Origin of the sequence: Rhizobium sp. BT04, assembly GCF_030053135.1 — a bacterium.
GTDB classification, from domain to species: Bacteria; Pseudomonadota; Alphaproteobacteria; order Rhizobiales; family Rhizobiaceae; genus Rhizobium; species Rhizobium binxianense.
In genome coordinates this window covers 95,400-116,211 of record NZ_CP125651.1, presented here as the reverse complement: position 1 = coordinate 116,211, position 20,812 = coordinate 95,400, and the positions used below count along the sequence as shown (strand labels likewise).

At 62.2% G+C, this 20,812-nt stretch carries 15 protein-coding genes; 5 read left to right on the top strand and 10 right to left on the bottom strand.

Features of this window, described 5'->3' with window-relative positions:
- Window positions 1-11: 11 nt before the first annotated feature.
- Both QMO82_RS05850 and QMO82_RS05845 read right to left on the bottom strand, forming a co-directional pair.
- Window positions 12-1,640, bottom strand: a complete 1,629-nt coding sequence (locus QMO82_RS05850; protein ID WP_183609224.1) for a thiamine pyrophosphate-dependent enzyme — start codon at window positions 1,638-1,640, stop codon at window positions 12-14.
- A gap of 39 nt (window positions 1,641-1,679) precedes the next feature.
- On the bottom strand, window positions 1,680-2,858 hold the full coding sequence (locus QMO82_RS05845) for an amino acid aminotransferase (RefSeq protein WP_183609223.1): 1,179 nt from the start codon (window positions 2,856-2,858) through the stop codon (window positions 1,680-1,682).
- Between the two features lie 149 nt (window positions 2,859-3,007).
- Between QMO82_RS05845 and QMO82_RS05840 the strand changes: the two genes are divergently transcribed.
- Window positions 3,008-3,475, top strand: coding sequence for an Lrp/AsnC family transcriptional regulator (locus tag QMO82_RS05840; protein ID WP_183609222.1), 468 nt, complete (start codon window positions 3,008-3,010; stop codon window positions 3,473-3,475).
- A 15-nt stretch (window positions 3,476-3,490) separates the two neighbouring features.
- Here the strand turns inward: QMO82_RS05840 and QMO82_RS05835 are convergent, their stop codons facing one another.
- The 6 genes from QMO82_RS05835 to QMO82_RS05810 form a co-directional block, all read right to left on the bottom strand.
- Window positions 3,491-4,249, bottom strand: coding sequence for an ABC transporter ATP-binding protein (locus QMO82_RS05835; protein ID WP_183609221.1), 759 nt, complete (start codon window positions 4,247-4,249; stop codon window positions 3,491-3,493).
- A complete protein-coding gene (locus QMO82_RS05830; RefSeq protein WP_183609220.1) occupies window positions 4,246-5,286 on the bottom strand; it encodes an iron ABC transporter permease in 1,041 nt (346 codons plus the stop codon). The genes QMO82_RS05835 and QMO82_RS05830 overlap by 4 nt, the downstream gene beginning before the upstream one ends.
- Window positions 5,283-6,308: an ABC transporter substrate-binding protein gene (locus QMO82_RS05825; RefSeq protein WP_183609219.1), complete on the bottom strand. Its 1,026-nt coding sequence runs from the start codon at window positions 6,306-6,308 to the stop codon at window positions 5,283-5,285. The genes QMO82_RS05830 and QMO82_RS05825 overlap by 4 nt, the downstream gene beginning before the upstream one ends.
- A gap of 154 nt (window positions 6,309-6,462) precedes the next feature.
- Window positions 6,463-7,326 (bottom strand): alpha/beta fold hydrolase, encoded by an 864-nt coding sequence (locus QMO82_RS05820; RefSeq protein WP_183609218.1) that lies wholly within the window; start codon window positions 7,324-7,326, stop codon window positions 6,463-6,465.
- 2 nt (window positions 7,327-7,328) lie between these two features.
- Window positions 7,329-7,610 (bottom strand): hypothetical protein, encoded by a 282-nt coding sequence (locus QMO82_RS05815; RefSeq protein WP_183609217.1) that lies wholly within the window; start codon window positions 7,608-7,610, stop codon window positions 7,329-7,331.
- Between the two features lie 25 nt (window positions 7,611-7,635).
- Complete coding sequence (locus tag QMO82_RS05810; RefSeq protein WP_183609216.1) at window positions 7,636-8,088, bottom strand: hypothetical protein; 453 nt, start codon at window positions 8,086-8,088, stop codon at window positions 7,636-7,638.
- 168 nt (window positions 8,089-8,256) lie between these two features.
- Between QMO82_RS05810 and QMO82_RS05805 the strand changes: the two genes are divergently transcribed.
- On the top strand, window positions 8,257-14,556 hold the full coding sequence (locus QMO82_RS05805) for a HAMP domain-containing protein (protein ID WP_183609215.1): 6,300 nt from the start codon (window positions 8,257-8,259) through the stop codon (window positions 14,554-14,556).
- A gap of 10 nt (window positions 14,557-14,566) precedes the next feature.
- Window positions 14,567-16,240, top strand: coding sequence for a response regulator (locus QMO82_RS05800; protein ID WP_183609214.1), 1,674 nt, complete (start codon window positions 14,567-14,569; stop codon window positions 16,238-16,240).
- Between the two features lie 34 nt (window positions 16,241-16,274).
- On the opposite strand, the gene QMO82_RS05795 is transcribed toward QMO82_RS05800, so the two are convergent.
- Together QMO82_RS05795 and QMO82_RS05790 are read right to left on the bottom strand one after the other, a co-directional pair.
- Window positions 16,275-16,592: a type II toxin-antitoxin system RelE/ParE family toxin gene (locus QMO82_RS05795; protein ID WP_183609213.1), complete on the bottom strand. Its 318-nt coding sequence runs from the start codon at window positions 16,590-16,592 to the stop codon at window positions 16,275-16,277.
- Window positions 16,592-16,873 carry a type II toxin-antitoxin system ParD family antitoxin gene (locus QMO82_RS05790; protein WP_183609212.1) on the bottom strand — a complete coding sequence of 94 codons (282 nt, stop codon included), beginning with the start codon at window positions 16,871-16,873 and terminating at the stop codon, window positions 16,592-16,594. Before QMO82_RS05790 ends, QMO82_RS05795 begins: the two co-directional genes overlap by 1 nt.
- Before the next feature lie 172 nt (window positions 16,874-17,045).
- On the opposite strand from QMO82_RS05790, the gene treZ reads away from it, so the two are divergent.
- Together treZ and malQ are read left to right on the top strand one after the other, a co-directional pair.
- Window positions 17,046-18,815, top strand: a complete 1,770-nt coding sequence (gene treZ / locus QMO82_RS05785; protein ID WP_246718364.1) for a malto-oligosyltrehalose trehalohydrolase — start codon at window positions 17,046-17,048, stop codon at window positions 18,813-18,815.
- Window positions 18,816-18,822: 7 nt separating this feature from the next.
- Window positions 18,823-20,691, top strand: a complete 1,869-nt coding sequence (gene malQ, locus QMO82_RS05780) for a 4-alpha-glucanotransferase (protein ID WP_183609383.1) — start codon at window positions 18,823-18,825, stop codon at window positions 20,689-20,691.
- Window positions 20,692-20,812: the final 121 nt, after the last annotated feature.

Genomic DNA, 20,812 nt, shown 5'->3' with positions numbered 1-20,812 from the left:
ACCCCCGGCGGTCATTCGGAGTGCGGACCCGGATGAATGAAAGGCCAGGGACTTGCCTCGGATCCCTTTTCGATCGGGACCTCGATAAGAACAGGCTTATCGAGGGAGAGCGCTTCCTCAAGAACGCTTCTCAGTTCGCCTGGGCTCGTCACCCTGAACGATCGAATGCCGAAGCTCTCGCCAAGGGCGAGGAAATCAGGATTGGTGAGAACCGAACCGAGGTAACGACCCTGATACGTCTGCTTCTGGTCGCGCAGCACATTGCCGTAGGCTGAATTGTTGAAGACTATGGCGACGACATTGATCTGGTGCTGGACGGCAGTGGCAAGTTCCTGAACGCCGAACAGGAAGCCGCCATCGCCGGAAATAGAAATAACTGATTTATCGGGATGGGCGACTTTGACGCCCAAGGCCGTGTTGAAGCCGAAACCCAGATTGTCCTGATAGCCGCATGTGACGTACTGGCGAGGGCCGTAGACCGGGAAAGCAAATCGGGCGGTAAAGCCCATCTGGCAGATTTCCTCGACGAAGAAGCCGTCCCTTGGGAGAGCTTCGCGGATGGCATCGAGATAGGCGAGCTGCGGCTGCACTGCCGAGAAGCGAGACCTGGCCTCGTGGTTGAACTCGGCGAATTCGCGCGTGCGGTCCTCGCGGCCGGATCCTGTCAGCGCATCGATCAAGGCCTGCGTTCCATCTTTCGCATCCGCGACGACGCCGACATCGGGCTTGAGGCGGACCATCTCCGTCGGATCGATATCGATGCGAATGATCCTGAGACCCTTGGGAAGCCACTTCCAGCGCATGAACTGCAATTCGAGCCGGCTGCCGATCCCGATCAGGACGTCTACCTTCTTCCAATATTCATAGGCGGCGACGAAATTCAGATAGTTCGGGTGGTCGTCGGCGACGATGCCCTTACCGGAGCGATGGGAGGTAACCGGCGCCTGCAGCAGTTCCGCCAGGGCGGCGACCTCGCTCCCGGCCTCCGCCGCGCCGCCGCCGACCATGATCATCGGATTCTTGGCACCTGCAATCAGTGCCGCTGCGGCAGCGATCGTATCGGGGTTCACGGCCGGAGAAAGCGCCCTCGAACCGACGGGAAGATCGATTTCAGGGCCGGATTGTCCAAACACGTCCCATGGCGCTTCGACCGCTCCCGGACCCTGGCGGCCGGAAAGCATCTTGCCGATAACCTCGGACATGACGGGACCAGCTTCGGACTGGTGATCGATGCGTTCGGCCGTCTTCGTGATGCCGCGCAAGGTGGCGAGTTGATCCGGCAATTCGTGCAACTGCCCTCTGCCCTGACCGATCAGGTGGGACATGATGTTGCCGGTAACGCAAAGCACCGGCGCGTTGGCGCCGTAAGCGGTGCAGAGAGCCGCGCCGGAATTGAGGACGCCGGGGCCTGGCACGACGGTATAGGCGCCGATCCGACCGGTGGATTTGGCATAGCCGTAGGCCATGTATCCAGCGCCCTGTTCGTGCCTCGTCTGAATGAACCGGATTTTATCGCCGGCGCCGTAAAGGGCGTCGTTGAAATCATACATGTGGGCGCCAGGAATGCCGAAGATCGTATCGATCCCATGGGCGACAAGCGAACGGGTCATCGCCTGGCCGGTCGTTTCTTTCCTGCTCATTTGGAGGCTCCGATGGCTCGAGGTCGGCGACGGGGCCGTCTATAATGTCAGGCAGCCTTCGGCTCGAAGCGCTGCAACAATGGCGTCGGCATCCGTCGGCTGCATCCCGGCAAGGTTCATGCGCCCGGAATCCGCCATGTAGATGCCGTGGCTCGCTCTGAGCGCGACTGCCGTTTCCCTCGACATGGAGAGATTGGAAAACAGGCCGCGTTGCCGGCTAATGAAGGCCAGCTCGGGAGCGGCGGCGGCGAGCGCTGCCCGGTTGCCATTGACGCGCTGGCACATTTCTTCGAGCTCGGCTCGCCACATCGCCGACATTTCGTCGCTCTCGAGAATCGTCCTGACGATCGCGGCCCCGTGATCGGGCGGCATGGACCAGTTGACGCGGGCGAGGGCCGCCATGTTGCTTTCGGCTTTCCGGAGGTCATCCCCATTGCGGGCCACGACATAGAGCGCGCCGACGCGCTCGCGATAGAGACCGAAGTTCTTGTCGCAGGAATAGGCGATCAAGGCCTCGTCGACCGCCTCGAGGATCATGCGGGTCGGTGCGGCATCCTGTTCGAGGCCATCACCAAGCCCCTGATAGGCAAGATCGATGAAGGGCACCAGCCTGTGTGCAACGAGGAGATCGGTAATCTCTCGCCACTGCCCCATGGTGAAATCGATGCCGGTGGGGTTGTGGCAGCAACCATGAAGCAGCACCACGTCGCCTTCTCTTGCGGAAGACAAGGCGGCGATGACGCTTTCGAACTTCACCTGCTGTGAGGCCAGATCGACGAAGGCGTATTCTTTGACGGGCAGGCGCGCCGAGCCGAAGATCGGCGCGTGATTTGGCCAGCTCGGCGTCCCGAGCAGAACCGTTGCTGCCGGATTGGCCGTTTGGATGAGCTCGGCGCCGAGACGCAGCGCGCCGCTTCCACCCGGCGTCTGGATGCCGACGAGGCGGTGACCGAATGCCGGCGATGCACCGAAAATGATCGGCTCAAGCAGGCGCACGAACTCCAGATCGCCTTCCGGGCCGAGATATTTCTTGCTGTCCTGGTTCTCGAGGAGGAACAGCTCGGCTGCCTTGACGGCGCGCATCACCGGTGTGCGTCCCATGGCGTCGCGATAGACCCCGACGCCGAGGTCGATCTTTCCCGAGCGCTCGTCAGCCTGAAATGCCTTGATGAGTGCAAGCAGGCTGTCGGCCGGCCGGTTGTTCAGTTCGTTAAACACAAGTCACCTCGTTTCCTCTATCCTGGGTCGGAGATTAACTGAAGTGTCATGCCGAATTTCTGCGATTTTCCCCCTGCGTCGATGGAAGCGTGCAGACAATCGGCGCAATCCGGCTATGATGCGCAGAAATTCACCATCTCGGAGGGGCCATGCTTGACCAGTTCGATATCAAACTGCTTGCCGCACTCCAGCAAAACAGCGAGCTGACGCAGAGCGAACTGTCTCAGAAGGTCAATCTCTCCGCGACCCAATGCGCACGTCGTTTGGAAAGGCTGCGCAACGAGCAATATATCCAGAGCGTCGTGGCCATCCTCAATCCCGCAAAACTAGGTTTCACGGTCGTTGCTCATACGCTTGTCAGCTTGAGAGCACATACCGAAGGCGGAAACGAGCAGCTTCACCGCTTTATCGAGACCGCGCCGGAGATTCTGGAGTGTTATTCGCAGACCGGCGACGCCGACTTTCTGATGAAGGTGATGACGCGCGACCTCGAACATCTCAGCCAGTTTCTTGAAAGGATGATCCGGGTTACCGACAATCTGGCGTTGGTCAAATCGAGCATCGTCCTCAAGACGCTGAAGAAAACGACCGCTTTGCCGCTGCAGATCGTGACGTGAGAGCGGCCGCTCTCACTAGAGATAGTGGATGTGCGGACGCGAATGGTAGGGCGAGGCTTCGATGCGGGCTTCGACGGAAAAGACGTCGCGCAGAAGGTCTTCGCTCAACACGTCCTGTGGTGCGCCGGAGGCGACGATCCTGCCTTGCTGCATGATAACAAGCTCATTGCAGAACATGGCGGCATGGTTGAGATCGTGCAAAGCGACGATGCTGGTGATCGGCAGGCCGGAGACGAGCCGCATCAGGCCGATCTGGTGCTGGATGTCGAGATGGTTCGTGGGCTCGTCGAGGATTAGCTCCTGCGGCGACTGGGCGAGCGCCCTTGCGATATGGGTGCGCTGCTTTTCGCCGCCCGAGAGATTCTGCCAGCGATCGTCGCGCTTCTCCGCCATGCCTGCGCGCGCAAGCGCTCCTTCGACCGCCTCTTCGTCGGCCCTGGTCCAGCCCGAGAACATCGACCGGTGCGGAAACCTTCCGAGCTTGACGACGTCGACCACCTTCAGATTGGCATTCGTCGTCGCATGCTGCTCGACAAAGGCGATCCGCCGGGCAATCGAGCGGCGGCCGATCGTGCCGAGGTCAGCCTGGTCGAGCGTGACGCGGCCGGAATGCGGCCGCTTCAGCCCGGCGAGAAGCCGCAGCAGCGAGGTCTTGCCCGAGCCGTTCGGCCCGAGCAGGCCGAGCATCCGGCCGGGCTGCGCCTCCAGGGACACGCCGTCCAGAATGGTCTTCTTGCCAATTTTCCAGGTGAGGTTGTCGGCTTTGATGCTCATGACGCGCGCTGGAACCGGTAGAGGATGATCGAGAAGAAGGGAACGCCCACCAGCGCCGTGACGACGCCGATCGGCAGGATCTGGTTGGGAATGAGGGCGCGCGCGGCGATATCGGCGACCACCATGAAGATCGCTCCCCCGATGGCGCAGGCCGGCAGAAGCCGGATATGAAGCGGCCCGACGACAAAGCGGGCGACATGCGGCACGACGAGACCGACGAAGCCGATGGAACCGACCATGCTGACGATCGTCGCCGTCATCATGGCGGTCAGCGCGAAGAGCACCATGCGGGCGCGGCCGACATTGACGCCGAGCGAGGATGCCGCCTCGTCGCCGAAAGCGAAGGCGTCGAGCACGCGGGCGTAGAACAGACAGCCGACGAGGCCGAGACCGACGACGACCGAAACCAGCGCGAATTCCGGCCAGCGCACGCCGCCGAAACTGCCGAGCAGCCAGAACATGACGTCGCGGGCCTGCTGCGCATTGGCCGACGTGGTGACGATATAGGAGGTCGAGGCGTTGAAGAGCTGCGATGCGGCCACACCGGCGAGAATGGTGCGGTCCGCGCCGCCGCGCGTGCCGTTCGACAGCAGTGCGACGAAGAAGAAGGCTGCGAAAGCCCCGGCGAAGGCGCCTGATGATAGCGATACCGCGCCGGAGCCGACGCCTAAGATGACTATCGCGACGGCGCCGGTCGAGGCGCCGGCGGAGATGCCGAGCACATAGGGTTCGGCAAGCGGGTTGCGCAACAGCGACTGCATGATCGCGCCCGACAACGCCAGGCCCGAACCGCAGAAGGCGGCAACGAGCGCCCGGCTCAAGCGATAATCCCAGATGACAGTCTCGTGGATGCGGTTCAGCTCAACCGCGGTCCATCCGAGCCGGTTGGTGACGGCCGAAAAAGTGGTCGTCAGCGGGATCGGCAGGTCGCCGATCCCGACGCTGACACCGACGGCGACAGCGATGAGGCAGAGGGAGGCCAGGAGAAGTGCTGTGACTGCCCCCAGCTGCCGGAAGAGACTGCCCGCTTCCGTCACTTCAGCAGACCGAGAGCCTTCAGCTGCTCCGCCACCTGCTCGGCGCCGTAGATCGTGCGAATGGTCGGGTTCATGGCCTGGCCGTCCATGACGACGATCGCCTTGTTCTTGACGGCCGGGATCTGGCTGACGGCCGGATCGGTGTTCAGGAAGTTGATCTTGGCCTCGGGCTTGTCGAGTTCCCAGCGGTTGCGATCGAGGCTGGCGACGACGATGACGTCGGGATTGGCGGCGATGATACCTTCCCAACCGATGGTCGGCCATTCCGCTGCCGCGTCGATTGCATTATGCCCGCCGAGCAGGTCGGCGATGAAGCCGGAAGCGCTGTTTTTACCGCCGACATAGGCATCGGCCGACGGGCTGGGGCTGGAGAACCAGAAGACATAGGACAGATTCTTGCCGTCCTTGGAAACGCCGGAGCGAAGCTTGGCCTCACGTGCCTTGAAGTCGGCAATCAGCGCCTGACCCCGGTCGGCGACGTCGAAAATCTCAGAGAGATCACCGATCTCCTTGTAGAGGAGATCCATGTTCCACAGCTCACCGCGGCCGCCGTACTGGTCTTTAACGTCCTTGGTGCTGAGGCAGGTGCTGGGCGAAAGATAGGTGGCGACGCCGACCTTGTCGAAATCGTCGCGCTTGGCGATCTTGCTGTTCGGCCCGACGAGACTCGGCAGGGCGACGGCCACGAAATCGGGATTTTCGGCGAGGATCGACTCGAAGGTCGGCATCTCGACCGTGAGAAGCTTAACCTTGACATTGGCCTCGGCGAGCTGCGGCAGGACCTTGCTCGGCCAGAAGGCGGTGCCGACCATCTTGTCCTCAAGGCCGAGCAGCAGCAGGATTTCCGCGCTGTTCTGGCCGAGGCCGATCGCCCGCTCGGGCGCCTTCTTGAAGGTTACCTCAGTTCCGCAGTTTTCCAGGGTCAGCGGGTAGGTCGTCGAACCGGCGAATGACGGGTTGGCGGCAAGACCGATCAGGGCGGAGAGGCCGCAGGCGGCCAGAAGTGATTTGAGGCTGGTCACGTAGAAATCCCGGTGCGTGAAAGTATGCGGGCCGGGGTATAGCCACAGGAGTGATCGGAAAACAAGAGAAAAATTCTCATGTTATTGCAAAAGTTGGCAGCACGAGCGTCGCAGGCCGGCTGTGTGCTAACAAAGCGCGGCTCGAGCCGAGCCGCTACCCAGTTTCGAGAAACTCTTGGATGGCCTGCGACAGCGCTTCCGGGTTCTCTTCGGCCACGTGATGGCCGCTGTCTATGCCAAAGCCGCGTACGTCATCCGCCCAGGCCCGCCAGATGGCAACGGGGTCGCCGTAGATCTGTTCCATGTCGTCGCGCAGCGACCAGAGGCAGAGCATGGGGCAGATCACTTTCCGCCCGGCGTCGCGGTCCTCCCGGTCGTGAAGATGATCGATGCTGAGGCCGGCGCGATAGTCCTCGATCATCCCGTGGATCACGGCCGGATCGTTGATAATTTCGAGCAGGTCGTCATAGGCTTGCCTTCCCATCAGCGTCGGGGAGAGTTCGTCGTACCACGCCAGCGGATCGGTCGAAATCGCCCGTTCCGGCTTTTCCGGCTGAGCGAAGAAGAACCAGTGATACCAGTCTCTGGCAAATTTCCAGTCGGCGCGTTCGAGATGTTCGACGACGGGGATGCCGTCGGCGACGACGAGCCTCAGCACGCGGTCGGGATGATCCATCGCCATGCGGAAGGCCGTGAGGCTTCCGCGGTCGTGGCCGACCACTGCGAATTTCTCATGGCCCAACCGTCGCATCAGCTCAACGAGGGCCTCAGCCTTGGCGCGCTTGGAGGAGTTGCTGCTGTCGGGAGCATCGACCGGCTGGTAGGAACGGCCGAAGCCGGGAAGATCGGGACAGACGACTGTAAAATCAGGCGACAGGTGATCCGCCACCTTGCCCCAGGTCATATGCGTTCTGGGATGGCCGTGGAGAAGGAGAATGGCCGGTCCCGATCCGCCGTGGCGGACGCGAAGCGAACCTCGGTCGACATCGACTGTTTCGAGGGCAAAGCCTTCGAACACGGTCAGCTGAGTTTTCCGACGCGCTTGGCATAATCCGAAAATGTCAGCCGTTCGTCTCCGCCGGCGGCCTCGCCGGCGAGCTGCAGCACACGGATGGGGAACAGGATCGCAGCGCGGTTGGAGCCGGAGAGCTCATGGTCGTCATCCTCTTCGATCGCCCTTTGGGCTTTCGAGAGCGCGGCATCGATTTCTCCGCGGGTGAGCAATTCCTTCTCGACGATGGCATCGCATAGCGAGGCCATCGCCATGATGAGGCCCTTGAGCTGCAGATTGGCGGTATTCATGAGAGCTCCAATGAAAAGATGCGACTTAATCCGGCTCGACCGGGCGGATGGTATCGACCGAAATCGTGCCGTCAAGAATGCCGCGCTGGATATCACGTCTGTTCCGATCGATCTCGATCACGGTGTAGAGCTTGTCGTCGCGGAAGGCGCTGGCATTTGCGGTCGTCACATCCTCGGCGGGAGCTGCGTCCACTTCCATGAAATCGAGTTCGCGCGCCGCGGCGACGATCCTGGCATCGCCCGCCGTTCTGGCGGCGACGACGACGACGCCATGTCCGGGGGCATTGTCCCATCTGGGATCGTCGGGTCTGGCGATCGGTTCCAGCCGGTAGATGTTGAGCATCTCGCCGCCGGTTTCGGGCGATGCCTCTGCGGCCGCATCCCGCATCTGCGCCTGGCTCTCGACCGACCTGCCGAAGGTGGTCGGGCTGGTCGCGTTGTTGATCTCTTCCTTGCCTGTCCTTGAGACGTTCGACATGTCGTTCTCCTTATCGGGACGGAAACGAGGACGCGCGGTAAACTGTTCCCGCACCGGTAAAGTTTGGCGTTTTGACGTCGGGTTAACTTGACTCTGCAACCCTGCGGGGCCCCCATACCCTTTTTCCAGTCGAGCACTAATTACTTGGTTTCGAAAAGGGGGGATTCCGTGAGCAAGCAAACCAGTGAATTTTCGCGCGATGACGCCGTGGCAGAAAGCCTCAACGGACACGACCACAAAACCATGGCGTTTAACGATGCCAGCGCCCTTCTCGAGGTCCTTGTCGCCGTCAGGCGCGGTGACTTTTCCGTGCGGATGCGCACCGACCTCACCGGCGTCACCGGCAAGGTCGCCGATGCGCTGAACGACATCATCGCCGCCAATCAGCGCATGGCCCAGCAGCTCGAACATGTGGGCCAGGTCGTCGGCCGGGACGGGCGAACGAGCACGCGGGTGCGTTTCGGCCTGTCGGATGGTTCCTGGTCGGAAATGGAAGGCTCGATCAACGGCCTGATCGACGACCTGCTGTGGCCGACGACGGCGGTCACGCGCACGATCACCGCGGTTGCCAAGGGTGACCTGCTGCAGACCGTGCCGCTCGACGTCGACGGGCGGGCGTTGAAAGGCGAATTCCTGCGCTCGGCCGATATCGTCAACACGATGATCAAGCAGCTGAGCGTCTTCACCTCTGAAGTGACGCGCGTCGCCCGCGAAGTCGGCACCGACGGCAAGCTCGGCGGGCAGGCGCAGGTGCCGGAGGTGACCGGCGTCTGGAAGGATCTGACCGAAAGTGTAAACTCGATGGCGTCGAACCTGACGGCGCAGGTGCGCAACATCGCGGAGGTGACGATCGCGGTGGCCAACGGCGACCTTTCGAAGAAGATCACCGTCGACGTGCGCGGCGAAATCCTGCAGCTGAAAGAAGCGATCAACACCATGGTCGACCAGCTCAGATCCTTCGCCTCGGAAGTGACGCGCGTCGCCCGCGAGGTCGGCACCGAAGGCAAGCTCGGCGGCCAGGCGCTGGTGCCGGGTGTGGCCGGCACCTGGAAGGACCTGACCGATAGCGTCAACGCCATGTGCGGCAACCTGACGGCCCAGGTCCGCAATATCGCCCAGGTGACGACGGCCGTGGCGCGCGGCGACCTGTCGCGCAAGATCACCGTCGACGTCTCGGGCGAAATTCTGGAACTCAAGGAAACCATCAACACGATGGTCGACCAGCTGAACGGTTTTGCCGGCGAAGTGACGCGCGTCGCGCGCGAAGTCGGCACCGAAGGCAGGCTTGGCGGCCAGGCGCAGGTGCCCGGTGTCGCCGGCACCTGGAAGGATCTGACCGACAATGTCAATTCCATGGCGTCGAACCTGACGGCGCAGGTACGCAACATCGCCGAGGTCTCGACCGCGATCGCCAATGGCGACCTGTCGAAGAAGATCACCGTCACGGTGTCGGGGGAAATCCTCGAGCTGAAAGAGACGATCAACACGATGGTCGATCAGCTGAACGCCTTCGCCTCGGAAGTAACGCGTGTGGCCCGTGAAGTGGGTACCGAAGGCCGGCTCGGCGGCCAGGCCAATGTGCGCGGCGTCGCCGGCACCTGGAAGGATCTGACCGAAAATGTCAACTCGATGGGCGGCAACCTGACGGCGCAGGTGCGCAATATCGCCGAAGTCTCGACCGCGATCGCCAATGGCGACCTGTCGAAGAAGATCACTGTCGACGTGAAGGGCGAGATCCTCGAATTGAAGGAAACCATCAATACGATGGTCGATCAGTTGAACGCCTTCGCCTCGGAAGTGACCCGTGTTGCTCGCGAAGTGGGCACCGAGGGCCGGCTCGGCGGTCAGGCAAACGTGCGCGGCGTCGCCGGCACCTGGAAAGACTTGACCGACAGCGTCAATTCCATGGCCTCCAACCTGACGGGCCAAGTGCGCAATATCGCCGAAGTCGCGACCGCGGTTGCCCAGGGCGACCTCTCCAAGAAGATCACCGTCACCGTGTCGGGGGAAATCCTCGAACTGAAGGAAACCATCAACACGATGGTCGATCAGCTCAACGGCTTTGCCGGTGAAGTCACGCGCGTCGCCCGCGAAGTCGGCACGGAAGGCCGGCTCGGCGGCCAGGCGAATGTGCTCGGTGTTGCCGGCACCTGGAAGGATCTGACCGACAGCGTCAACTCCATGGCGGGCAACCTGACGGCGCAGGTGCGCAACATCGCCGAAGTCTCCACAGCGATCGCCAATGGCGACCTGTCGAAGAAGATCACGGTGTCCGTCTCGGGCGAAATCCTCGAGCTCAAGGAAACGCTGAACACCATGGTCGACCAGCTGAACCGGTTCGCCTCGGAAGTGACGCGCGTCGCCCGCGAGGTCGGCACCGAAGGCAAGCTCGGCGGCCAGGCGCAGGTGCCGGGTGTCGCCGGCACCTGGAAGGACCTGACCGAAAACGTCAATTCCATGGCCTCTAACCTCACCGGCCAGGTGCGCAACATCGCTGAAGTCACGACCGCCGTGGCGCGCGGCGACCTCTCGCGCAAGATCACCGTCGACGTGAAGGGCGAAATCCTCGAACTGAAAAACACCATCAACACGATGGTGGATCAGCTCAACGCCTTTGCCGGTGAAGTAACGCGTGTCGCCCGTGAAGTCGGCACCGAAGGCAAGCTCGGCGGCCAGGCGCAGGTCTCGGGTGTGGCCGGTACCTGGAAGGACCTGACCGACAGCGTCAACTCCATGGCGGGCAACCTGACGGCGCAGGTGCGCAACATCGCCGAGGTTGCGACCGCGATCGCCAATGGCGACCTGTCGCGTAAGATCACCGTCGACGTGCGCGGCGAAATCCTGCTTCTGAAGGATACCCTGAATACCATGGTCGATCAGCTTCGCTCCTTCGCCGGCGAAGTAACGCGCGTCGCCCGCGAAGTCGGCACCGACGGCAGGCTCGGCGGCCAAGCCGTCGTTCCAGGCGTCGCCGGTACCTGGAAGGATCTGACCGACAACGTCAACCTGCTCGCCGCCAATCTGACGACCCAGGTCAGAAACATCGCCGAAGTGACGACGGCCGTGGCGCGCGGCGACCTGTCACGCAAGATCACCGTCGACGTGAAGGGGGAAATTCTCGAACTGAAGAACACCATCAACACCATGGTGGACCAGCTCAATGCTTTCGCCGGCGAAGTGACGCGCGTCGCCCGCGAAGTCGGCACCGAAGGCAAGCTCGGCGGCCAGGCGCAGGTGCCGGGTGTCGCCGGTACCTGGAAGGACCTGACCGACACCGTCAACGTCATGGCGGCCAACCTGACCGAGCAGGTGCGCGGCATCGTCAAGGTGGTGACGGCGGTGGCGAACGGCGACCTCAAGCAGAATCTCACCGTCGCATCCAAGGGCGAGGTGGCCGCCCTTGCCGAAACGATCAACAACATGACCAACACGCTCGCGACCTTCGCCGATCAGGTGACCACGGTGGCGCGCGAGGTCGGCGTCGAGGGGCGCCTCGGCGGCCAGGCGAACGTGCCCGGCACCGCCGGCACCTGGAAGGACCTGACCGGCAACGTCAACCTGCTTGCCGCCAATCTGACGACGCAGGTGCGCGCCATCGCCGAGGTGGCGACCGCCGTCACCAAGGGCGACCTGACGCGGTCGATCAAGGTCGACGCGCGCGGCGAAGTGGCCGAACTCAAGGACAACATCAACACGATGATCGACAATTTGCGCCTCACCACTGAGCGCAACACCGAGCAGGACTGGCTGAAGACCAATCTGGCGCGCTTCACCAACATGCTGCAGGGCCAGCGCGATCTGACGCTGGTCGGCAAGATGCTGCTGTCGGAGCTCGCGCCTCTGGTCGGCGCCCATCAGGGGGTCATCTACCAGGTGGATGCCGAAGAGCGGCAACCGGTCTTGTCGCTGCTCTCCGTCTATGCCCAAGGGGTGGAGGCGGCACATCCGGCGCGGCTTGAATTCGGCCAGGGACTTGTCGGTCAGTGCGCCAGCGATGCCCGCCGGATCCTGGTCACCGACCTCCCCGATAACGTCGTGCCGATCAGCTCCGGCGTGTTCACCACTCTGCCGAGAAGCGCCATCGTGTTGCCGGTGCATTTCGAAGGGCAGGTGAAAGCGGTCATCGAGCTTGCCTCCGCCGGCGAATTTACCGAGCTGCAGCTCTCCTTCCTCGACCAACTGACGACATCGATCGGCATCGTTCTCAACTCGATCGAAGCGACCATGCAGACCGAAGGCCTGCTCAAGCAATCCCAGCAGCTCGCCGCCGAGCTGCAGACGCAGCAGCGCGAGCTGCAGCAGACCAACGAACAGCTCGGGCAGAAGGCGCAGCAGCTGGAAGAACGCAACGTTGAAGTCGAGGCGAAGAACCAGGAGATCGAGCAGGCCCGGCGTGCGCTCGAGGAAAAGGCAACCGAGCTCGCGCTGACATCGAAATACAAATCCGAATTCCTCGCCAACATGTCGCATGAGCTGCGCACGCCTTTGAATTCGATCCTCATCCTCGGCCAGCAGCTGGGAGAAAACCCGGACGGCAACCTATCTGGAAAACAGGTCGAGTTCGCCAAGACGATCCACGGCGCGGGCACCGATCTGCTGAACCTCATCAGCGATATTCTCGACCTGTCGAAGATCGAGTCCGGAACTGTCTCGGTCGACGCCGAGGAGATTTTCGTCAGCAATCTGCTCGAGATGATGGCGCGGCCGTTCCGGCACGAGGCCGAAAACCGGAACCTGTCGTTTGCGGTCGAGGTCGACGGCGATGTCACGAAGAGCATCATTACCGATTCCAAGCGGCTGCAGCAGATCCTCAAGAACCTGCTGTCGAACGCCTTCAAATTCACCGCGCAGGGCGGCGTGACGCTTCGCGTCGCGTTGGCAACGGGCGGCTGGTCGCCCGATCATCCGTCGCTGCGGCATGCGCCTTCGGTGATCGCCTTCGAAGTCGTCGATACCGGCATCGGCATACCGCCGGAAAAGCAGCGCATCATTTTCGAGGCCTTCCAGCAGGCGGATGCTTCCACAAGCCGCAAATATGGCGGCACCGGTCTCGGCCTGGCGATCAGCCGCGAATTGGCGAACCTGCTCGGTGGCGAGATCCAATTGCGCAGCACGCCGGGCGTCGGCAGCACCTTCGTTCTCTACCTGCCGCTGACATATGTCGGTGCCGCTGCGATTGCTCCCAAGCCCGCCCCCGCGCCGGCGAACGTCGTGGAATTTGCTGAAGCGGCTGCCCGCCGCGCCGAGAAACCCACCGAACATGTCGCAGACGATCGTCATCGGATAGCGGTCGGCGACTCGGTATTGCTCGTCGTCGAAGACGATGCGCATTACGCCCGCGTCCTGGTCGATCTGGCCCGCGACAATGGCTTCAAGGTGCTGGTCGCTATGCGTGGCAGCGATGCGCTTGTTCTCGCGCAGGAGTACAAGCCGTCGGCGATCTCGCTCGATATCTTCCTTCCCGACATGCTCGGCTGGACTGTGCTGAGCCAGCTCAAACAGAACTCGCAGACGCGGCATATTCCCGTCCAGATCATCAGCCTCGACGAGGACCGCCAGCATGGGCTGACCCGAGGCGCCTTCGCTTTCATGAGCAAGCCGACGACGCCGGAGGGCCTCGGCAAGGCGCTGTCGCGCTTGAAGGCCTATGCGCAACAGCGCCGCAAACATCTGTTGCTGGTGGAAGACAACGAGGCGGAGCGGCTGAGCGTCACCGCCCTTCTTGGACATGACGATATCGACATCACCAGCGTCGGGTCCGGATCGGAAGCGCTCGACGCTCTGAAGCAGGATCCGCCGGACTGCGTCGTGCTCGATCTCACGCTGCCCGACATGTCCGGCTTCGAAGTCCTGGAGAGAATACGCGACGACGCCGAGATCGGTGAGGTGCCGGTGGTCGTCTTCACCGGCCGGGAGCTCTCGCCCGAGGAAGATGCGACGCTGCATAGCATGGCCCGCAGCGTCGTGGTGAAGGGCGTGGAGTCGCCCGAGCGTCTGCTCGACGAAACGGCGCTGTTCCTCCACCGCGTCGTTGCCGACCTGCCGGCGGCAAAACAGGCGACGCTGCAGGAACTGCACAGTTCGGACGAGGATCTGGTCGGCGAGACCGTGCTGCTCGTCGACGACGATGCCCGCAATATCTTCGCGCTGAGCAGCGTGCTGGAGCGCAGGGGAATGAGGGTCCTGACCGCGACGACCGGTAGCGAAGCCATCGACGTCATCAACAACGAGCCCACGGTCGCGATCGTGCTGATGGATATCATGATGCCTGGAATGGACGGCTACGAGACGATGCAGGTCATCCGGTCGGAGCCTCGGTTCCGGCGGCTCCCGATCCTGGCGCTGACGGCCAAGGCGATGAAGGGCGACCGCGAGAAATGCCTGGAAGCGGGCGCGTCGGACTATCTGGCAAAGCCCGTCAATACCGAGCAGCTTCTGTCGGCTCTTCGCATGTGGCTGCATCGCTGAGGACATGGCCATGAACCCTGTCAACATCCTCCTCGTCGACGACCAGCCGGCAAAGCTCCTGAGTTACGAGGTCATTCTCGAAGAGCTCGAGGAGAACCTCATCAAGGCGCAATCCGCCCGTGAAGCCTTCGAGCATCTGTTGCGCACCGAAATCGCGGTCATTCTCGTCGATGTCTGTATGCCGGAACAGGATGGCTTCGAGCTCGTCAGCATGATCCGGCAGCATCCGCGCTATCAGAATACGCCGATCATCTTCGTTTCCGCCGTCATGCTGGCGGAACCGGACCGCCTGCGCGGCTATGCGGTGGGTGCGGTCGACTACGTCTCCGTCCCAATCGTCCCCGAGGTGCTGAGGGCCAAGGTGCGGGTCTTTGCCGATCTCTACAGGAAGACGAGGGAACTCGAACGCCTGAACGCCGAGCTGGAGGCCCGCGTTCACCAGCGCACCGCCGAGCTCCAGGCCTCGGCAGCGCAGTTGCGTGAACTCAACGAAGAGCTCGAGCACCGGATCGATCAACGGACGCGAGAGCGCGAGGAGGCGCTCGCCCAACTGTTCGAGGCACAGAAGCTCGACACGATCGGCCACCTGACGGGTGGCGTCGCCCACGACTTCAACAACCTCCTGATGGCGGTTCTCGGCAGTCTCAATCTTCTGAAGAAACGGCTTCCGGCCGATGAACGTAGCGAACGCCTGGTGACCAATGCGATCCAGGCGGCCGAGCGAGGCACGGCGCTGACCCAGCGCCTACTTGCCTTCGCGCGCCGCCAGGAGCTCAAGCCGCAGGCGGTCGATTTTCTCAGGCTGTTTGAAAACGTCGAGGATCTCCTCGCCAAGGCGGTGGGGCCGCGCATCGAAATCCGCAAAAGCATCCCGGGTGATCTCGCGCCTCTTCTGGTCGACAGCAACCAGTTGGAACTGGCGCTGCTCAACCTGTTCGTCAATGCCCGGGACGCACTCGAAAGCGGCGGCGCCGTGACGGTTGCCGCGGCGGCCGAAGAGAGCCGGCCGACCGGTCTCGCGGGCGGGAATTACATCAGGATATCGGTGTCGGATGACGGCGAAGGAATGGACGAGACGACGGTCTCGCGTGCCGCCGAACCTTTTTTCACCACCAAGGGGGTCGGCAAGGGCACGGGCCTCGGCCTGTCGATGGTTCATGGCCTTGCGGCCCAATCCGGCGGCTCGATCCAGATATCGAGCACGAGGGGGAAGGGCACGACCGTATCCCTGTGGCTGCCCGTGGCCGAGACCTTCGTCAAGGCGCAGCCGGTCGTCGAGCCTCCGGCACCGGAGCCTTTGACACCGGTGTCGAGGCCGCTTGCCATTCTCGTCGTCGACGACGATGCACTTGTCAGGACGGGAACCGTGGCGATGCTGGAGGATCTCGGGCACCTGCCGCGGGAAGCGTCTTCGGCTTCCCAGGCTTTGGAATTCCTTGCCGACGGACCGAACTGCGACCTCGTCATCACCGATCATGCCATGCCCGGCATGACGGGCGCGGAACTTGCGCGTCACCTTCGTTCGGTTTTCCCGGGCCTGCCTATTATCCTTGCTTCCGGCTATGCCGAGTTTTCCGAAGACCATGGCCTCGGCCGGATGCTGCGGATGAAGAAGCCGTTCACGCAAGAACAGCTTCGGGCGGCTATGGATCAGGCGCTATCGGGCAAGGTCGCGGCGGCCTGATGATCGAGGCGAGGATACGCTGCTTATATTGCGTTTAGGGCCAGCTCTCACTCTCGTCACTCTTAAACTGCCGCCCGGCATAGAGGATACGGAGGATAACAACCTCGGTGGGCTCGACCACGAATGCCACGCTGACCCGGCGCTCAAAGCCGACAATACGCAATCCCGGCCGGATCTGATCATGGATGCTGCCGCGCTCCGGATATGTATCGAACCCATCCACAAAGGTCTTGATGCGGGCCACATAGTCGCGGGCGGCGGCAGAAGATGCAGATTTCTTGCGGACGAAACGATAGATACGCGCCAAATCCAACTCCGCCTCATCGGTGAGGCGGATATGATAGCGCTTCATCAATCCTCGTCGCGGTCGATTTCGTCCATGCGCACTTCGAGGCGCTTCCAGACCTCATCGAGGGGCTTGGCTTTGCTACGATCGGCCTTGTAGGTATCATAGGTGGCCGCAACTTCCGTTCGCAGCCAATGCTCGACGGCATTTTCACGTTCTGCCAAAGCCCGCAGTCCCTCGCGTATGACTTCGCTCTCCGAGGCGTAATCACCGTTGGAGACCCGTTGCTTGACGAGTTTCGCCATTTCCACGGGCAACGTAATGCTCATCTGCTGTGTTGAACGCATCGACCGTACTCCTAATCTGCATCCCTTATATCACGCGATAGGATAAAATCCTACTCTCTGGCGTCTGCCGAATAGGCAATCCGTGACGGCAACGGCTTTGCGCTCGCGCCGGCGAAACTTTTTGTCCTGATAAAAGTTACCCAAATCCCATCCATTCACCAAAGGCTTTCCCTTGACCGAAATGACGTTCGGCCCCGCACTCACCGAAGAGGGCATTCTGTTTCGCCTTTGGGCTCCGTTGCATGAAAGCGTATCGCTGAAGCTGGAAGGCGCTGTCCCGCGGCCGATGCAGGCCGCCGAAGACGGTTGGCACCGCTGCACCGCTGCGGATGCTCGTCCCGGGACGCGCTATCGCTTCGTCTTGCCCGACGGCCTCGAAATTCCCGATCCCGCCTCGCGGTTCCAGCCGCAGGATGTACACGGCCCGAGCGAAGTGATCGACCTTTCCTCTTATCGCTGGGAGACGGGCGACTGGGCCGGCCGACCCTGGGAGGAGATGGTCATCTACGAGATGCATATCGGCGGTTTTACGCCGGAGGGCAGCTTCAGGGCCGCCATCGAGCGGCTCGATCATCTGCAAGCGTTGGGTGTCACGGCGTTGCAGATCATGCCGCTCAGTGAATTTCCGGGCCGTTACAGCTGGGGTTATGACGGCGTGCTTCCCTATGCTCCCGACAGCAGCTACGGCCGGCCGGAGGATTTCATGGCGTTGGTGGACGCAGCACACCAGCGCGGCATCTCCGTTTTCCTGGATGTCGTCTACAACCACTTCGGACCGGACGGGAACTATATTCCGTCCTATGCGCCGCTCTTTACCGAGTATCACAAGACGCCGTGGGGCCACGGCGTCAACTACGACGGCGACGGATCGGAGATGATCCGCGAGTTCATCATTGAGAACGCCCTCTACTGGATCACCGAGTTCAGGCTCGACGGTTTCCGCTTCGATGCCGTTCACGCTATCAAGGACGACAGCGCCGAGCATCTGCTTCACGAACTCGCCCGCCGCGTCAGGGCGGCGGCCGGCAACCGGCATGTGCACCTGATCGTCGAAAACGAGGAAAACGACAGTGAGTTGTTGAAGCGTGACGAAAAGGGGGAGGCGAGGCTGTTCACCGCCCAGTGGAACGACGATGTGCATCATGTGCTGCACGTCGCAGCGACTGGTGAGACCTTCGGCTACTATGCCGATTACGCCGGCGACGCCGACAAGCTCGGCAGGGCGCTGGCGGAAGGTTTCGTGTTCCAGGGCGAACATATGCCGTATCGTGGCGAAAGCCGGGGTAGGCCGAGCGGCCACCTGCCGCCCACCGCCTTCGTGTCCTTCATCCAGAACCATGACCAGATCGGCAACAGGGCGCTGGGCGACCGGGTTCTGGCGTCGAGCCCGGTCGATGCCGTCAAGGCCGTCATATCAATCTATCTGCTGGCGCCTGAGATACCGATGCTGTTTATGGGAGAGGAATGGGGCGCCACAGAGCCTTTTCCCTTTTTCTGCGATTTCGATGAGGACCTGAACGAGAAGGTCAGGAGAGGCCGCCGCGAGGAGCTTTCGCGTCTGCCGGGCTTCGACGCCGACGACCTTCTCGACCCGACGGCGGCTTCGACCTTCGCTGCGGCCAAGCTGGACTGGTCGAAACTCGCCTCCTCCGACGTGCTTGAATATTACCGGACACTTCTCGACCTCCGGCATCGGAAGATTGTGCCTCTGCTGAAAGGTGCCGCCGGAAGCGCGGTCTACCGCTCGGCGGGAAACGCGATCGCAGTGGATTGGACCCTTGCGCAAAGCCGGCGCCTTCATCTGCGCGCCAATCTGGGCAACGCGGCGGCGCCGCTCGCCGCGCAGCAGGACGACGCCGAGACGATCTTCCGTCTTGGCGGCAGCGACGGCGGCGGTCTCGCGCCCTGGACGGTGATCTGGAGCATCGGTGGGAGGAAATGATCGAATGATGAAATCCGCTGCGCTCGACAAGCTCGCCCGGCTCCACGGCATCAGCCCGACCAGGCCCAGCCCCGACAACCGGGAAGTGCCGATTTCCGCCGCGACCAAGCGTAAGATACTCTCGGCGCTCAATATCGCGTTGACGGGGACGGCGGATACGGAGACCGGCGCGCCGCAGCGGCAAGTCAAGCCGGACGGCAGGACAATCCCGGTGTCATTTCTGCCGGATTTCCTTTCCGGCACCCGGATCTGGGGCATGAGCCTGCAGCTTTATGAACTCCGTTCGGCACGCAACTGGGGCATAGGAGACTTCAAGGATTTGTCTGATCTGGCCGATCTGGCAGGATCGCTGGGAGCCGATTTTATCGGCCTCAACCCGCTTCACGCGCCGTTCCTCGCCGATCCCGACCGCTGCAGTCCCTATGAGCCCTCGAGCCGCCAGCATCTCAACCCGCTCTATATCGCAGTCGATGAGGTGCCGGGTTTTGCCGGCAATCCCGAACTCGAACGGGAATTGGAGCGCCTTCGCCAATCCGATCTCGTTGATTACATCGGCGTCGCGCGAACCAAACTTGGAGCCCTTCATGATCTCTGGTCGATGTGGCAACAGCGACGCACCGGTGACAAGACCGTCTATGACGATCCGGATGATTTCGATGCCTTTGTCGCGCAAGGCGGCGACAGCCTGCGGCGGCATGCGCTGTTCGAATGCCTCTCGTTTTCCATGAACGCGCGCGGAGCGGGCGCCGGTTGGCAGCGGTGGCCGGCCGAGTTCCAGCGCTTCGACAGTGTCGCTGTCGCTGATTTCGAGTGCGAGCATGCGGGTGGTGTTCGCTTCCACATGTGGCTGCAATGGCTCGCCCATCGGCAACTGATGCAGGCGGCAGATCAGGCGCGCAAGGCCGGCCTGCGGCTCGGGCTCTATCTCGATCTTGCCGTCGGGGAAGCGGTCGACGGCTCGGCGACGTGGAGCGAGCCCGATATCTATGTCTCCAAGGCCACGATCGGCAGCCCTCCCGATCCATTCGCCGTAGACGGGCAGGACTGGCATCTTGCCGGATACCTGCCGTCCGAAATTGCCGGAGGCGGGATGTCGCCTTACCGGCGCATGGTGAGCGCCGCCATGCGCTATGCGGGTGCCATTCGTATCGACCACGCCCCGGCCGTCCGCCGCCTTTTCCTGGTTCCACTGGGCGACAGGCCGGACAGCGGCGCCTATGTCCGCTATCCCGAGGGTCGGCTGCTGGAGATCCTCGCGGAGGCGTCCGCCGAACATCGATGTCTCGTCATCGGGGAATCTCTGGGAATGATTCCGGAGGGATTGCAGGAGGATCTGGCCGCCGCCGGCATCCTTTCCTATCGGATCCTTTCCTATGAGCAGGACAAGAAGGGCTTCAAGCGGGCCGATGCCTATCCCGTCCTCGCACTCGCCTGCATTTCGACGCATGACCATCAGACCCTTGCCGGCTGGTGGCGCGGCGCCGACATTCAGGACCGTTGCGAACATGGCATCGTACCGCCCGATCTCACCGAAGAGCATCTTGAACACCGCAAGCGCGAACGGAGATACCTGAAAGCGGCATTCAGGGCCGCCGGCCTCAACTTGCCGCCGCGGCTCACGGCGCGGGCAAGCGAAGAGACTCTGAAAGATCTGACCGTCAGCGCCTACCGTTTCATTGCTCGGACTCCATCGCTTCTGACCGCCGTGCGGCTTGCCGATCTCACCGACGAGAAAAGGCCGACCAATATTCCGGGCACCAGCGACAGCTATCCGAACTGGAAGCCGAAGCTATCGGTTTTGCTGGAGGATCTGATGTCGAGCCCGCTGCTTAAGAGCGTAACGGGGGCCATGCGGGAGGAAAGGCCGCGGGAGTGATTGAGGTCGAGCGAGCCGTCAGCTTCGTGATCGTCGTTCGATCGGACCTGCCGCGCCAAGGGAAACCGATCGCGGAGGAACGAATAGGAAGCCAGGGAATTTAAACGAATAAGGACAGGGA

Excerpts from the sequence above, each read along its gene's own strand:
- QMO82_RS05850 (WP_183609224.1), bottom strand. The coding sequence starts at position 1,640 with ATGAGCAGGAAAGAAACGACCGGCCAGGCGATGACCCGTTCGCTTGTC.
- QMO82_RS05840 (WP_183609222.1), top strand. The coding sequence starts at position 3,008 with ATGCTTGACCAGTTCGATATCAAACTGCTTGCCGCACTCCAGCAAAAC.
- QMO82_RS05835 (WP_183609221.1), bottom strand. The coding sequence starts at position 4,249 with ATGAGCATCAAAGCCGACAACCTCACCTGGAAAATTGGCAAGAAGACC.
- QMO82_RS05815 (WP_183609217.1), bottom strand. The coding sequence starts at position 7,610 with ATGAATACCGCCAATCTGCAGCTCAAGGGCCTCATCATGGCGATGGCC.
- QMO82_RS05810 (WP_183609216.1), bottom strand. The coding sequence starts at position 8,088 with ATGTCGAACGTCTCAAGGACAGGCAAGGAAGAGATCAACAACGCGACC.
- QMO82_RS05800 (WP_183609214.1), top strand. The coding sequence starts at position 14,567 with ATGAACCCTGTCAACATCCTCCTCGTCGACGACCAGCCGGCAAAGCTC.
- QMO82_RS05795 (WP_183609213.1), bottom strand. The coding sequence starts at position 16,592 with ATGAAGCGCTATCATATCCGCCTCACCGATGAGGCGGAGTTGGATTTG.
- QMO82_RS05790 (WP_183609212.1), bottom strand. The coding sequence starts at position 16,873 with ATGCGTTCAACACAGCAGATGAGCATTACGTTGCCCGTGGAAATGGCG.
- malQ (WP_183609383.1), top strand. The coding sequence starts at position 18,823 with ATGAAATCCGCTGCGCTCGACAAGCTCGCCCGGCTCCACGGCATCAGC.